Origin of the sequence: Halobacillus alkaliphilus, from assembly GCF_900113125.1 — a bacterium.
Lineage (GTDB): Bacteria > Bacillota > Bacilli > Bacillales > Halobacillaceae > Halobacillus > Halobacillus alkaliphilus.
Genome location: NZ_FOOG01000001.1, coordinates 115,869 through 129,941, shown reverse-complemented (window position 1 = coordinate 129,941; position 14,073 = coordinate 115,869). Strand labels below are relative to the sequence as shown.

The following is a 14,073-nucleotide window of genomic DNA, read 5'->3' as shown; positions in this document are numbered from 1 at the left end:
TTCCTATATTATAGCATCATTCTACTACTACATAATAGCCGTTCGATGTGGGAAGATAGTTTCAATTGTGAGAAGACTGAACTACTTTTGTGTCTATATCTTTTATAAAGAAATAAATTAAAAAGTGGCCTCCACCTACCAGTAGTAATATATAGGGAATTCCCGTCTCTGGAGTAATGAATACAATTGCGAGAAGGAATACAACAATGGAGAGAACTCGTCCTAAGTTTAAAAATAGCTCCCTGACTACAATGTATTCAATTCTCATTTCTCCTGCGTTCCACGACTTGCCTATGACGTCATAAGTTAAAGATATATAGGGCACGTACAATAATGGAAAGAAAATTCCTGCAATTGCCCCGTAGAGCAATAACAAAGCCATGTTTTTACTTACCAGCAAAATTAAAACGCTAAGGTAAAGGGAAAGACCCGCTATAAAAATAGCCTTTTTTCTGCGTCTGGGTTTAACAAGACGGGTAACTAGAAAATAAAACAGGAAGGAGAATCCAGAATAAACAAGATTAAAAAAACCTAAGGACAATTCGTTTTGTGTCATTAAGAAGATCCATATGGATACCGCAAATAAAAAAGTCCCTTCTCGAAACCCCTGGGATACATGTGCATTTAATATACGTTTCCAATTGAGATTATTTTTCCTTTCGTTAATGATTCGCCGAAAAGAGAAATTCCCTTTTGCTTTTCTTCTAGATAATCCAAAGCTGACGAGAACCGCAACAATAAAAAGCCCAAACGAGACAGCGAAAATAACCGTGTATCCTGTAAAATTGTTCAGACGAGATATAATAAAACCTGCTAGCAGCGGCCCGGTCATCCCGCCTAAAGATTGCAGTACTCCTAAAAACCCATTAAAAAAATCTCGCGTATCAGGTTCGGTTATCTCAAAAGTTAAAACATTGTAGGCCAGCCAGTAAAATCCATATCCTACTCCAAGTAATGCTCCGAGCATGATATTAAACTTTGCTGCGTTTTCTCCTACAATAAGAACTGTTAAGAAAAATAAAGAAAGAACGATTACCCCTGTACGAAGAACGATCACTCTGTCGATATGTTTCGCACACTTCCCAGCAAATATAAAGGTTAAGGGCTGTAATACATATATACTCAAATTGTATAGAGCAATGTCCGTATAACTATTTGATTGTTTCCACAAATAAATATTCACAAATGTACTGGATAAAAAAATCCCTAGGGAGTATAAACCTCCAATTAAAAGCAACAATAATAAATCTTTTGAAACGTTTTCGTGGCTCAACCACGCTCGCAGCCTACTCACCATATCCATGTCTCCTTTGTGTTCTCCATTAGTGTTGGCAGAACAAAAAGAGATATGCAAAAAGAAGAGACCTGGATGGAAATCCAGGTCTCTTCAAGAAAAAACTTATTATTTAGCTGCGTCGTAGCGTTTTGCTACTTCATCCCAATTTACTACATTCCAAAATGCTGCAACGTAGTCAGGGCGACGGTTTTGGTAGTTCAGGTAGTAAGCATGTTCCCAAACGTCGAGTCCCAGGATTGGAGTCTTACCTTCCATAATCGGTGAATCTTGATTCAACGTATCGATTACTTCAAGGCTGCCGTTGTTTACGACTAACCAGGCCCAGCCTGAACCGAAACGACCCTTAGCCGTTGTTTCGAATTTTTCTTTAAATTGGTCTAAGCTTCCAAAGGTATCATTGATCGCAGTCGCTAAATCACCTGTTGGTTCGCCGCCGCCATTCGGAGACATAATCGTCCAGAAAAGACTGTGGTTTGCATGTCCGCCTCCATTACGGCGTACAGGCGTACGAATATCCTCTGGTACAGCTGCAAGATTGTTAGCTAACAATTCTTCCAGTGATTTGTCCTGAAGATCTGCATGACCTTCCAATGCATTGTTAAGCTTAGTCACGTAAGTGTTATGGTGCTTCGTATGGTGGATGTTCATCGTTTCCTTATCGATGGTAGGTTCTAGTGCATCGTAAGCATAAGGTAGTTCTGGTAGTTCAAATTTGGCCATAGTATAACTCCTCCTTTAATTAATATGTAAAACCAAAAGTATGCTCTTTGCATAACTTCTGTTTTTACATTATCAAACCGGAAATGCACTTGCAAACAATATGCAGCTTTCCGTTTGGAATACTTTTGACTTCCGCTATTAAGGTTTCCCGTATTGAATAAATTAAAACATAAAAAAACAAGCCGATGTGGCTTGTTTTTTCATTACTGTTAAAAGTGGCTCGGGACGGAATCGAACCGCCGACACACGGATTTTCAGTCCGTTGCTCTACCGACTGAGCTACCGAGCCATGATAAACTATAAATTTAAGAACTTGCTGATATGTATCATGGCGGAGGAGGAGGGATTCGAACCCCCGCGAGCCGTAAAGCTCCTGGCGGTTTTCAAGACCGCTCCCTTCAGCCAAACTTGGGTACTCCTCCGTATGATATTAATGGTGGACCCTGCAGGACTCGAACCTGCGACCGATCGGTTATGAGCCGATAGCTCTAACCAGCTGAGCTAAGGGTCCACTTGGGGCGGCTGATGGGAATCGAACCCACGAATGCCGGAACCACAATCCGGTGCGTTAACCACTTCGCCACAACCGCCGTAATGAAAGTTTAATTATGTAATGAAATGGTGGCGGTGGAGGGAATCGAACCCACGACCTCACGGGTATGAACCGTACGCTCTAGCCAGCTGAGCTACACCGCCATGAATGTATTAAGAGGTGAATCTTGTTTGAAGCGACATTTAATAATTTATCATCTATTTAAATATTTGTCAATAACTTTTTTCGTTCTTAAATTAGCGACAGGAATAATATAGCACGGTCTCTTTAAGCTTTCAAGACTTTTTTATAAAAGGCAGCTGAAACCTGCACTCAGCTGCCTTTAAAATAAATTACAAACTTTCTTTTTCTCCAAGGACTTCTTCTGCAATGTTTACAGCGTGGTCACCAATACGCTCTAAATTGCTGACCATATCAACGAATACGATACCTGCTTGTCCCGTGCATACACCTTCATTTAAACGAATGATGTGTTTTTTGCGGTAACTGCGTTCCATTCGATCAAGTTCATTTTCCTTTTGAACTACAGCTAAAGCTTCTTCTCTATTCATAGTTTCAAGTGCTTTTGTTGCTTGTTTTACAGTCACTAGAGTAAGATCAAACATTGTATTTAAGTCATCAATAGCTTGAGGGGTCAAGTAAACTTTATTAGAATTTTTATAATCGATAAGTTCAATGATGTTTTCAAAGTGATCGCCAATCCGTTCAAGGTCTCTAACCGAATCCATTAAAGCTGAATGCTTGAGACTTTCTTCATCTGTTAAGGAAGCTTGAGATAAGTCAATTAAATAATCGGTGATCTTTCGATCCAGATTATTTAAAGCGTCCTCAATCTGCATCGCAATTTCCGAATGCTTTTGCTGTTTATTATTTAAATATAAACTTGTCTCTTCTAGTCCCTTATAAGCATACTGCCCCATTCGAACTACCTCTTCTTTTGCCTGGTCAAGAGCAAGTGAAGGAGATTGCTCAATAAAAATCGGGTCTAGATGCTGCGGCTTAAACTCAATTAGGGAATCTTCACCAGGAACTAATTTAATAACTATCCAGGCTAGTACAGCTACGAAAGGAAATTGTACTATTGTATTCGCAATGTTAAAAGATCCATGCGCAAAGGCAATGGTCATTTCCGGCCCTAAGTTTAAATATCCTTGTAACCATTCTACATAGGCTGTAAATGGTTTGAGCAACAGGAGAAACACAGTGGCCCCTAGAACGTTAAAGATAACGTGGACAAATGCCGCTCTTTTAGCACCGACACTTGCGCCGATAGCCGCTATAACAGCGGTAATGGTTGTTCCAATATTATCACCAAAAAGGACAGGGAGAGCTGCCTGGATATCTACCAGTCCTTCCCCAAACAATCCTTGCAGTATTCCTATGGTAGCACTTGAACTTTGGACAATAACTGTGAACATTGTTCCAATTACTACTCCTAATACTGGATTTTCACTCATACTTAATGTAAGCTCTCTAAACGCTTCTAAGGATCTAAGTGGTTTCATACCGCCACTCATAGTTTCCAGCCCGAAAAACAGGGCTCCCAACCCAAAGACTGTTTGTCCAATGTTGGTTACTTTTTTATTTTTAAAGAAGAAGATCATTAAAGAACCGGCCGCTAATATTGGAAGACCATATGCTTTTACGTCAATACCTATAATGAATGCGGTAAAGGTAGTCCCGATATTAGCCCCCATAATAACTCCAATAGCTTGCCGGAACGTCATAAATCCAGCGTTGACTAGTCCTACCGTTAAAACCGTAGTCGTTGAACTGCTTTGAACCAAGATGGTTACTACTGCACCTGCAATTACACCCATAAGAGGGTTGCTTGTAAAGCGATCCAGCATCTCACGTAATCGATCGCCGGCTACCTTCTGCAGTCCGTCCCCCATGTATTTTATCCCAAACAGGAAGATACCAAGACCGCCAATAAATTCAAAAATCATCTTTTGAACGTCTATCTCCATTAGTCCCCACCCTTTCTTCATCCAAGTTTCTACATTTAATCTCTTTTTAAAACACCTTTCTCATTATTAACGAAAGATATTTTATTTGTAAAGGATATCCGAGAATCTTAACATTAAATTTACATTAAGATTATATAGGGGTAATAATCATTTGTTAGAAGCGGCTTCTAACTAAGTACGCATAGTAAAAAATCCCTGATGTAGAAAGTTTTATTTAAACTCCTCTATTTGGATGTCTTCCTTCAAAGATTCTATTTTCATGAGACTGGTTCAGGGACAGTTTCTGGATAATTATATACTTCAGGCACGTCTATATAACACGCTGATGAGTTCTCCAAATAATAAACTCTCTATCCCCTAAGGGGATAGAGAGTGTTAACGAGCTCTTATTTTTGGTTTATATTCATCTATTCACAACTTTTTCACTAATATTCTAGTTCCATCTACGGAAACCACTTTGATTTCATCATCTTTTGAAATCCATTGGCCATTTGAAACAGCACTGTAGTCTTCTTCTTCGATCTTTATTGTCCCTACCGGTCTCATGTCAGTCAGAGCCTTACCTTTTTTATTTACAAGAAATTGATAACTTTCTTTCATGGAATTGTATCCCATTTCTGATGATAATTGATCCCTGAGCGTAATTTTTGTCCACATCTTTCTATGTTTAAATACTTTCAGGAATAACAAGGAAGCTGCACCGCCGAGAATGACTCCTATAACACTATACAAGCCTGCTACCCAGTTCGGGGCACTAAATCCTACGGCTATAACCATAACAGCCGCTCCGATGGTAGCAAGTGTGCCATCGTTTATGAGCTTCCCATCAATAACCATAAGAATGATGCCGAGAAAGTAGACAAGCATCATAACGATAAACATATCTGTTGCTAAGTAACTTGAAAAATAAACGGTGATAAACCCAAAACCAATAATCGCAAAGATTCCTTTCATATTAACCAGCAGTTCACCGATTAAAAACATGGTGCCTAAAAATGTAATAAACAAAGCAATCCAATCAAATGCAAACACGATGAACACATCCTCCCGTATATCTTCTGAATACTATATGTACGATTAAGTCTCTACTTTCGTTTCATTAAATATTACTTGAGTTTACTATTTGCTTCCTCCATAATATAATTTGTTAAACTTGGATATGTAAAATAGAAGCATTTACAATAGTTTTACATGTGGAGTGGCTGTATTTAAGTGACTTGACTTCTCATTTAAGTTAAAAGCCCTTATAATAAAGGTTGGAACGTTAAGAAGCACACCTTTTTTGTAAGTATATAAAGGAGCGATTTGAAAATGGCAATTACCCACAGAAAAGATACACGCCCTGTAAAAGTAGGTGACGTGACCATCGGCGGAGCTGATAAAGTCGTTATTCAATCGATGACTACTACTAAAACGCACGATGTTGAAGCTACAGTAGCCGAAATTAAACGTTTAGAAGAAGCGGGCTGCCAAGTCGTCCGTGTTGCATGTCCTGATGACCGTGCAGCAGACGCAATCCCTGAAATTAAAAAGCGTATTAACATACCGCTGGTTGTCGATATTCACTTTGATTATAGAAAAGCCCTGAAAGCAATTGAGGGCGGTGCAGATAAAATCCGTATTAACCCTGGAAACATTGGTAAACGAGAAAAAGTTGAAGCGGTGGTAAATGCTGCTAAAGAGAAAGGAATCCCTATTCGCATTGGCGTTAATGCTGGTTCTTTAGAAAGACACATCCTTGAAAAGTATGGATACCCAACTGCAGACGGTATGGTTGAAAGTGCCCTGCATCACATTAAAATTCTAGAGGATCTAGATTTTCATGACATCATCGTTTCATTAAAAGCTTCAGATGTACACTTAGCCATTGAAGCTTATGAAAAAGCTGCGCAAGCATTTTCGTACCCTATTCACTTAGGGATTACTGAATCAGGCACTCTATATGCAGGTACCATAAAGAGCGCAGCAGGTCTAGGCGCTATTTTGAGCAAAGGAATAGGAAACACGCTACGCATAAGTCTAAGTGCTGACCCGGTTGAAGAGGTAAAAGCTGCTAAAGAGCTGCTAAAATCATTCGGGCTTGCTGCAAATGCCGCTACTTTAATTTCCTGTCCAACTTGTGGACGTATCGAAATCGATTTAATCTCTATTGCAAACGAAGTTGAAGAATATATACAAACCATTCAAGCCCCTATTAAAGTTGCGGTATTAGGCTGTGCTGTGAATGGCCCTGGCGAAGCAAGAGAAGCAGATATAGGTATCGCAGGTGCACGTGGAGAAGGTCTTCTATTCCGTCATGGAGAAATCATCCGAAAAGTTCCGGAAGATATTATGGTGGAAGAACTCAAAAAAGAAGTCGATAAACTCGCAGAAGAACATTATGAGAAGCAGCGTATCGAAAAAGAAAAATTAGAGCAAAAAGCCTAAAAAAGGTGGACCATACCGGTCCACCTTTTTTTATAAAATTAGATCAGATTATAGATCGGAGCAAAGAATATGGAAAACGCAATGGATACAATACTAATAATAATCGCCATGTTTCCAAGCGTATCAGCTCCACGCCGTTTGCCTACAATTCCTAATATGATGCCAGCGGCACCTAATATGAGAGGAGCAAAGAAAAAGGAAAGAATCGCTGCACTCAGCCCCAGCCACCCCATACCTACTTTTACATCACTTTCCATGGTTGTTCCTTTTTCTTCAGTCTGAAAAGGTTCATCTATAGGTGCCACTGCCGCTTCCTGTGCAAATTCTTCTTCATAACTTTCCCCATAAACTGGCTGATAAGGACCACGTCCATGATCATTGACTGGTGGATGGTCATTCTCATGCACTTGCTCCAGTTCATCACCATGCTCTGGAGCTTTCTCTGTTTCCTGATTCTCAACAGGATTTTTCGGATCATACATACGGATACCCTCACTTTCTGTTTGGAGAATCACGTTTAGTATGTTCCATAATCGCTTTTGTTAACGAGGGATTTTCTGACATATCCATTATCCTTACTTAACACGTTCTCCCCTTCTAATTCATATAGTGTATTAAATCATTGGTGCGAAAGGGAGTATAAATAATGAAACAAGTAGCTCAACAATTTGTTATGCAAAAGTTAAAACAGCTGACGGTTCATGATTTAATGGCTTACGGTAAGCAATATAAAATTCCTATCTCAAAATCAGAAGCTGAATTAATCGTTAAAGCTCTTAGAAAAAATAAAGAAAACCCTTTCGACCCCAATGGACGCAAACGAATGTTAAATAAACTTGCTGCCATTACTTCCAAAGACACAGCCCGTTCTGTGAATCACCTTCTAATGGAACTGGCTAAAGAGCACGGTGTCGCTCATTGGTTAAAGTAATGGCCAGATAACTTAATTATAGAATTAAATCCTGCCCCCCTAATTACCCGCATGATTATTTCTTTGTTTAAATAGTAGTCATGTGGTTTACCGCTGCAGAATAGATGGCCGTATAAAATTATATCTAAAATAAAAAAGGTGCATGTGCACCTTTTTTTATTGCTCCATTATTTTCTGCTTTAATTCTTCATCAAATTTTCCTTCTTTAAACATTTCAATTTCAAATCCATATGGAGGTTTTTTATTTTTTTTATCTTCCCCTACATAAGGTGTTTCAAGGATCTTAGGCAAATCCTTTAAGGAAGGATGATGGACTACCTGGTGTAAAGCTTTAAAACCAATATGTCCAAAACCAATGTTTTCATGGCGGTCTTTTTGAGCACCCTTTACATTTTTACTATCATTCACATGCACGACTTTTAATCGGTCCAGACCTACAACTTTATCGAACTCATTTAGTACTCCATCGAAGTCTTCGACAACGTTATAACCAGCGTCATGTATGTGACATGTATCCATACAAACGGATAACTTCTCATTTAATGTGACACCATCTATAATTTTGGCTATCTCGTCAAAATTCCGACCGATTTCAGATCCTTTACCAGCCATCGTCTCGAGCGCTATTTGGGCATCTTGATTTTTATGAAGCACTTCATTCAAACCCTCAATAATCTTAGGAAGTCCTTTCTCCAGTCCCTGTCCTACGTGAGAGCCAGGGTGCAGTACAATCTGCTTTGCTCCTATAGCCTCTGTACGTTCGATTTCATTTCGAAGGAAATCTACACCTAATTGAAAAGTTTCAGGCTTAGTAGTATTACCGATATTAATGATATACGGAGCATGCACAACAATATCTGAGATATTATGCGATTTCATATGCTCCTGTCCAGCTTCAATATTTAATTCTTCTATAGGACGTCTCCTTGTGTTTTGAGGCGCTCCCGTATAAATCATAAATGTACCTGAACCATAAGATGCAGCCTCTTCACTTGCTCCGAGAAGCATTTTTTTCCCTTTCATTGAAACATGCGACCCCAGTTTCAAATTAAAACCCCTTTCCTAACACCTATTTTTTGCGATATTGATTTCTTTTAAGGCCTTTCAAATTTTTATCAGCCTTTTTCTTCATTTTCTTCTTGTATCCTGGTTTCACTTTTTTCGGTTTGCGAACCATTTGCCTTGCTTTCTTTTCAAGATCAGTTTCTTTTCTCTCTCTTGTCTGACGTTCATTATAGGAATTAACCTCTTTCCATTCTCCATTCTTCACCTCATAGAAATTAAAAGTGAGGCCTCTACTTTCAAGCTTCTGGATTAAGGGAAGGTCTCCTTCCTTATATAGATTAATGGCAGTTCCCTTCAAGCCGGCCCGCGCAGTTCTACCTACACGGTGAATATAAAATTCTTCTTCTTTAGGCATCTGAGCATTGATGACATGACTGACTCCCTGAATATCGATTCCACGAGAAGCTAAATCAGTCGCTACGATATATTGGTATCGTAAATTTTGAAGTTCCTTAAGCATCCTTTTCCGCTCTCTTGGTGATAACCCTCCATGAAGAATCCCCACTTCCAGGCCGCGGCTGAGCAAAGCATCCGCTAATTCATCGGCATGGTCTTTGCCATTTGTAAAGATAATAGCAAGATAAGGCTGAATAGCTTTGGATATATCCATAATGATATCGGCCGGATTCTTGTGACGTAAAGGAACTAAGCGATGCTCCATAGACTCAGGCGATGGTTTTTCATCTTCGATCTGAATAAGGGAGGGGTTAGTTAGATATTTTTTGAGGAACGGCTGCAAGCGCTCAGGGATTGTTGCCGAGAAGACTAACATTTGAACATCAGGGTCCATACGAATCAAAATCTGATCTACGTCTTCAATAAAACCTAAATCAAGCATCAAGTCAGCCTCATCCAGCACAAACCCTTTAGCTTGATGCAAATCTATAGCTTCTTCTTTCACCATATCCAGAATTCTTCCCGGCGTTCCCACAATAATATGAGGAGGAAGAGAAGATAGTTTATCCACCATCTTTTGCTTGTCCGTTCCTCCAATGAGCAGCTTAGAGCGCCAGACCTTCTCTTTTCCACCGAATTGAATAGCTTTCTTTACTTCTTCATGGATTTGAATAGCCAGTTCCCTTGTGGGAGCAGTAATAACAAATTGAACGTTGGAGGAATTCTCATCAATTTTGTTGAGTAGTGATAATAGATAAGCGTGCGTTTTTCCAGAGCCAGTGTGTGATTGTCCAATCAGGCTCTCACCGCGTAAAGCAGCAGGCATGACTTCGCGCTGTATGGGTGTAGGTTCGTGAAAACCAAGTTCCCCAATAATCTGACTGATCACAGGGGTAATAGCAAATTCTTCAAATTTATGTGTACTCATTATGTTTTGTACTCCTTTAGTGTAAAATGTTCTCATCCCATTATAATAGAGCCAGGGAAGAAATGCACGATAACAGGACAACCTGCGACAAGATTCTTTGTCTTCTTTCCACTTAGCCTTTATAATAAAGGATGGTAAAGTAAAAGTATTCAATTGGATTGGATAAAGAGGAGGACTTTAAATAATGGAAGTCATTAAAATCGCCCCTCGCGGTTATTGTTACGGTGTGGTTGATGCCATGGTCATTGCACAGAATGCAGCAAAAGACCCGAACCTGCCCCGCCCTATATATATCTTAGGAATGATTGTACACAACTCACATGTTACCCAAGCATTTGAAGACGAAGGTATTATTACCGTTGACGGTAAAAACCGAATGGATCTTCTGGACGGAATTAACGAGGGTACAGTTATTTTTACAGCTCATGGAGTATCACCCGAAGTTAAAGAACGTGCTAAAGAGAAAGGTCTTACCGCTCTTGATGCAACTTGTCCCGATGTCACAAACACGCATAATTTAATCCGAGACAAGGTAGCTGAAGGCTATGAAATTATTTATGTCGGTAAAAAAGGCCACCCTGAACCTGAAGGGGCCATGGGAGTAGCTCCAGGTAAAGTCCATCTTGTCCAAACGGAAGAAGATGTAGACAACCTTAACATCGACCACGATAAATTAATGGTTACTAACCAGACAACCATGAGTCAGTGGGATGTTTATGATGTGATGGAAAAAGCGAAAGAAAAGTATCCTCAGCTGGAAAAACATCAGGAAATTTGTATGGCTACTCAGGTTCGCCAGGAGGCTGTTTCTGAACAGGCTAGAGAAGCTGATCTTACTTTAGTTGTTGGAGATCCTAAAAGTAATAACTCAAACCGCTTAGCCCAAGTCTCCATGGAAAAAGCAGGTACTCAGGCATATCGCATTAGTGATGTGACCGAAATCGACCTGGACTGGCTGGAAGGCGTTCACAAGGTAGCCGTTACAGCAGGCGCTTCCACCCCAACCCCAATAACTAAAGAAGTTATAAAATTCATTGAACAATATGACTTAAATGACGTGGACACCTGGATTCGCGAATCCAAAGTAGAACAGAAAAAGATTCTTCCGCGTGTGAAAACTAAAAAGAAAAGCCAAGTAAAAGAATAAACGATCTAACAAGCTGTGCGGACATAGAATGTCCGCACATTTTTTATTTGGCTTTGTTCAACTTTATGGTTGCTTGTTCATATGAAGTTTATTCAACAACCGGGCCTACTGGAAAACTTCAGTTTCGAAATACTGTACCCGACTGGGAATGATAACGACTGAGGAGGCTTGCCAGTCCCCACGCAGTTCACAACCACCCCTGGTCCGCATAGCATTAACGGACCCAGTATCGGATGCTTTTTTATAAATCAACATTGAGCCGCTTTCTTTAACTATTCATAGAATGCATCCACAACCAGCCTATACAAAAGTAAAAGGTTCGGTATTGGATTCAGAAAGTATAACAGATAGACGCTGCTGCCATTTTTCTTCTAAGTATTTCTTGATCTCAGCACAGACTACCTTTTCTACATGATGGCCCGGATCGATCAATGAAAGTCCCATTTCCATGGCGTCCTGAGCTGCATGAAAAGTCATATCTCCAGTAATATAAACATCTGCTCCGTTCGCTTTTGCTGCATGGATATACTTTTCTCCACTGCCGCCAAGAAGGGCGGCTTTTTTGATCATTTTTGAACCTTCACCCGTCATCCGTACAGCAGGAACATTGTATTTTTCTTTTACTTTTTCACACAGCTTCTTCAACTCCATCGGTTCTTTCAAGCGGCCAATACGTCCCACACCTATATCTTCTCCTTTGTTTAAAAGAGGATAAAGATCATAAGCGACTTCCTCATAAGGGTGAGCTTTCTCCATAGCAGTCAGCACACCATTTAATTTTGATTTAGGTACAATGGTTTCTATTCGTTTCTCCTCCACAATCTCAAGGTCGTCCACCTTTCCGATGTAGGGAGTTGTTCCTTCTTGAGGCTTAAAGGTACCCTGACCGGATAATTGATACGTACAATGACTGTACTGTCCTATATGACCAGCTCCAGCCTCACTGATAGAATTTCTTAATTCCTCCGCATGGTCTTCCGGTACAAACACTGTCAGTTTTACCAGTTCATCCTGACCAGTTTTAACTAAAGGAGAAGTATCCTCAAGACCAATGGCTTCTGCCATTACATCATTTACCCCGCCTGCTGCTACATCAAGATTAGTATGCGCAGAGTAAACCGTAATGTCGTGTTTGATAAGTTTTTGAATGACTCTACCCTTCGGAGTGTCAAGATTGATTTGATGCAATTTTACAAATAACAAAGGGTGATGAGCAATAATCAAATCAACTTGCTTCCCAATTGCCTCATCTACTACATTCTCAAGCACATCAAGTGTGACCATCACTTTCTTTACTGGTTTATTCAGTGTCCCGACTTGAAGTCCGACGTTATCCCAATCAAAAGCCAGGTGCTTTGGAGACCATTTTTCAAACGACTGGATAATTTCACTTGCTGAGAGCGTGCGATTCGCCATTATTCAAGTACCTCCCTTAACCAACTAATCTCTTGTTTTAACTGGATAATTTTATCTTCATTTACAACAGTAGCCTGCTTAACTTGAGAGAGAACATACTCTTTTTTCTCAAGTTCCGATTTACACTTTGTGTGAAATACCCTTTCGGATTTTTTCAGAAGATGGGGACCAAGCCACAATTGTTTCTCCAAATGTGAAGAGTCATAAGAGGCAGCAGGCTCCCCTCTGTCACCTACTAGAATTTCATATATGTGGCCGTTTTCTTCCAGAATTAATTCATCTACTAAGTCATAACCGTTTTGAAAAAACCATTGCCTTATCGAGCGAGCATCTATATTAGGCTGAGCTATAATTCGCTCGGTTTCGGAAAGCTTCTCCTTGCCACTTTCTAAAATATCCCTTATTAAGGGACCTCCCATTCCTGCGATAACGACCTGACGTACTTCATTGTCATTTAAAACCTGTAAACCATTCCCCAGACGAACATCTATCCGACCTTCCAAACCATGATTTTTCACTTCTTTCCATGCACTGGTGTATGGCCCGTGATTGACTTCTCCCGCTATTGCCTGAGCGGAAGGATCGTTCAAGCAAACATAACAGGGAAGATAAGCATGATCCGAGCCGATATCGGCAAAATAAGCGCCCCTGGGTAAATTTTGGGCTATATTGGTAAGTCGTTTGGATAATTGATTGACATTCATATTCTCTCTTCCCTCTCATAATAAAGAAAAGCTTTCTGATTGTCACAGAAAGCTTTTCAAGTATAAGTAACTATTTCTTTTCTGCTAACCATTCCGCTAATGCTGTGGCCTGTTCGCCTGTGTATAAACCAGCAGGCATTTGAGATCCTTTACCATTCACTATGATATCTTTAATTTCTTCAGCAGAATAACGGCTTCCCACTTCCGTTAGGTTAGGACCTGCTCCACCTTCTAGATTACCACCATGACAACTGGCACATTTAGATTGGAACATTTCTTCCGGATTGGCATTGGCTGCTTCTTCCTGTTGTTGCTCTCCACCATTTTCTTTCTCACTTTGAATCGCTTCGCGCTGGTTAATCCCTGCAGCAGAAACGATGATCATAGCTACTATACCTAAGACAGCGATAATAGCAAATGGAATCACAGGGTTTCTTCTCATTAGTTGCATCCTCCTTATGTATTCCTAAAGTTAGTATGGGCAAATCTATTCGGCTATATTTATTTTACTTGAAAAGT

The 14,073-nt window shown here is 40.0% G+C and carries 13 protein-coding genes and 5 tRNA genes; 3 read left to right on the top strand and 15 right to left on the bottom strand.

The genetic code is table 11. From position 1 onward, the window contains the following. Nucleotides 1–61 precede the first annotated feature (61 nt). From BMZ06_RS00710 to BMZ06_RS00670, 9 genes are all read right to left on the bottom strand, one after another. Nucleotides 62–1,297 carry an MFS transporter gene (locus BMZ06_RS00710; RefSeq protein WP_089749141.1) on the bottom strand — a complete coding sequence of 412 codons (1,236 nt, stop codon included), beginning with the start codon at nt 1,295–1,297 and terminating at the stop codon, nt 62–64. Between the two features lie 105 nt (nt 1,298–1,402). After that, nucleotides 1,403–2,017, bottom strand: coding sequence for a superoxide dismutase (locus BMZ06_RS00705; RefSeq protein ID WP_089749139.1), 615 nt, complete (start codon nt 2,015–2,017; stop codon nt 1,403–1,405). Nucleotides 2,018–2,233: 216 nt separating this feature from the next. Continuing rightward, nucleotides 2,234–2,306, bottom strand: a tRNA-Phe gene (locus BMZ06_RS00700). Nucleotides 2,307–2,346: 40 nt separating this feature from the next. Beyond that, a tRNA-Ser gene (locus BMZ06_RS00695) sits at nt 2,347–2,439 on the bottom strand. Between the two features lie 12 nt (nt 2,440–2,451). Then, nucleotides 2,452–2,528: transfer RNA gene (locus BMZ06_RS00690), tRNA-Ile, on the bottom strand. A gap of 3 nt (nt 2,529–2,531) precedes the next feature. Next, nucleotides 2,532–2,607: transfer RNA gene (locus BMZ06_RS00685), tRNA-His, on the bottom strand. Nucleotides 2,608–2,636: 29 nt separating this feature from the next. After that, nucleotides 2,637–2,713, bottom strand: a tRNA-Met gene (locus BMZ06_RS00680). 189 nt (nt 2,714–2,902) lie between these two features. Continuing rightward, nucleotides 2,903–4,540, bottom strand: a complete 1,638-nt coding sequence (locus BMZ06_RS00675) for a Na/Pi cotransporter family protein (protein ID WP_089749137.1) — start codon at nt 4,538–4,540, stop codon at nt 2,903–2,905. A gap of 411 nt (nt 4,541–4,951) precedes the next feature. Then, on the bottom strand, nt 4,952–5,572 hold the full coding sequence (locus BMZ06_RS00670; RefSeq protein ID WP_089749135.1) for an NfeD family protein: 621 nt from the start codon (nt 5,570–5,572) through the stop codon (nt 4,952–4,954). Nucleotides 5,573–5,857: 285 nt separating this feature from the next. Here BMZ06_RS00670 and ispG point away from each other — a divergent pair, with 285 nt between their 5' ends. After that, nucleotides 5,858–6,967, top strand: coding sequence for a flavodoxin-dependent (E)-4-hydroxy-3-methylbut-2-enyl-diphosphate synthase (gene ispG / locus BMZ06_RS00665; protein WP_175477757.1), 1,110 nt, complete (start codon nt 5,858–5,860; stop codon nt 6,965–6,967). 38 nt (nt 6,968–7,005) lie between these two features. Here the strand turns inward: ispG and BMZ06_RS00660 are convergent, their stop codons facing one another. Further along, the gene (locus BMZ06_RS00660) at nt 7,006–7,449 is read right to left on the bottom strand and encodes a hypothetical protein (RefSeq protein ID WP_089749132.1); all 444 of its coding nucleotides are present in this window, start codon (nt 7,447–7,449) and stop codon (nt 7,006–7,008) included. A 164-nt stretch (nt 7,450–7,613) separates the two neighbouring features. Between BMZ06_RS00660 and BMZ06_RS00655 the strand changes: the two genes are divergently transcribed. Further along, nucleotides 7,614–7,898 (top strand): DUF2624 domain-containing protein, encoded by a 285-nt coding sequence (locus tag BMZ06_RS00655; protein WP_089749129.1) that lies wholly within the window; start codon nt 7,614–7,616, stop codon nt 7,896–7,898. 156 nt (nt 7,899–8,054) lie between these two features. Here BMZ06_RS00655 and BMZ06_RS00650 read toward each other — a convergent pair whose 3' ends face one another. Together BMZ06_RS00650 and BMZ06_RS00645 are read right to left on the bottom strand one after the other, a co-directional pair. Then, complete coding sequence (locus BMZ06_RS00650; protein ID WP_281244424.1) at nt 8,055–8,945, bottom strand: deoxyribonuclease IV; 891 nt, start codon at nt 8,943–8,945, stop codon at nt 8,055–8,057. A 22-nt stretch (nt 8,946–8,967) separates the two neighbouring features. Next, nucleotides 8,968–10,287: a DEAD/DEAH box helicase gene (locus tag BMZ06_RS00645; RefSeq protein WP_089749128.1), complete on the bottom strand. Its 1,320-nt coding sequence runs from the start codon at nt 10,285–10,287 to the stop codon at nt 8,968–8,970. Nucleotides 10,288–10,471: 184 nt separating this feature from the next. Between BMZ06_RS00645 and BMZ06_RS00640 the strand changes: the two genes are divergently transcribed. After that, on the top strand, nt 10,472–11,434 hold the full coding sequence (locus tag BMZ06_RS00640; protein ID WP_089749126.1) for a 4-hydroxy-3-methylbut-2-enyl diphosphate reductase: 963 nt from the start codon (nt 10,472–10,474) through the stop codon (nt 11,432–11,434). A 300-nt stretch (nt 11,435–11,734) separates the two neighbouring features. Here the strand turns inward: BMZ06_RS00640 and BMZ06_RS00635 are convergent, their stop codons facing one another. The 3 genes from BMZ06_RS00635 to cccA all read right to left on the bottom strand — a co-directional run bounded on the left by BMZ06_RS00635 (nt 11,735) and on the right by cccA (nt 13,996). Beyond that, a complete protein-coding gene (locus BMZ06_RS00635) occupies nt 11,735–12,850 on the bottom strand; it encodes a Nif3-like dinuclear metal center hexameric protein (protein WP_089749123.1) in 1,116 nt (371 codons plus the stop codon). Further along, a complete protein-coding gene (locus BMZ06_RS00630; RefSeq protein ID WP_089749122.1) occupies nt 12,850–13,554 on the bottom strand; it encodes a tRNA (adenine(22)-N(1))-methyltransferase in 705 nt (234 codons plus the stop codon). Before BMZ06_RS00630 ends, BMZ06_RS00635 begins: the two co-directional genes overlap by 1 nt. A gap of 70 nt (nt 13,555–13,624) precedes the next feature. Then, nucleotides 13,625–13,996 (bottom strand): cytochrome c550, encoded by a 372-nt coding sequence (gene cccA, locus BMZ06_RS00625; RefSeq protein ID WP_089749120.1) that lies wholly within the window; start codon nt 13,994–13,996, stop codon nt 13,625–13,627. Nucleotides 13,997–14,073: the final 77 nt, after the last annotated feature.

Coding starts and splice junctions, on each gene's coding strand:
- BMZ06_RS00710 (WP_089749141.1), bottom strand. CDS start 1,297: ATGGTGAGTAGGCTGCGAGCGTGGTTGAGCCACGAAAACGTTTCAAAA.
- BMZ06_RS00705 (WP_089749139.1), bottom strand. CDS start 2,017: ATGGCCAAATTTGAACTACCAGAACTACCTTATGCTTACGATGCACTA.
- BMZ06_RS00675 (WP_089749137.1), bottom strand. CDS start 4,540: ATGGAGATAGACGTTCAAAAGATGATTTTTGAATTTATTGGCGGTCTT.
- BMZ06_RS00660 (WP_089749132.1), bottom strand. CDS start 7,449: ATGTATGATCCGAAAAATCCTGTTGAGAATCAGGAAACAGAGAAAGCT.
- BMZ06_RS00655 (WP_089749129.1), top strand. CDS start 7,614: ATGAAACAAGTAGCTCAACAATTTGTTATGCAAAAGTTAAAACAGCTG.
- BMZ06_RS00645 (WP_089749128.1), bottom strand. CDS start 10,287: ATGAGTACACATAAATTTGAAGAATTTGCTATTACCCCTGTGATCAGT.
- BMZ06_RS00640 (WP_089749126.1), top strand. CDS start 10,472: ATGGAAGTCATTAAAATCGCCCCTCGCGGTTATTGTTACGGTGTGGTT.
- BMZ06_RS00635 (WP_089749123.1), bottom strand. CDS start 12,850: ATGGCGAATCGCACGCTCTCAGCAAGTGAAATTATCCAGTCGTTTGAA.
- BMZ06_RS00630 (WP_089749122.1), bottom strand. CDS start 13,554: ATGAATGTCAATCAATTATCCAAACGACTTACCAATATAGCCCAAAAT.
- cccA (WP_089749120.1), bottom strand. CDS start 13,996: ATGAGAAGAAACCCTGTGATTCCATTTGCTATTATCGCTGTCTTAGGT.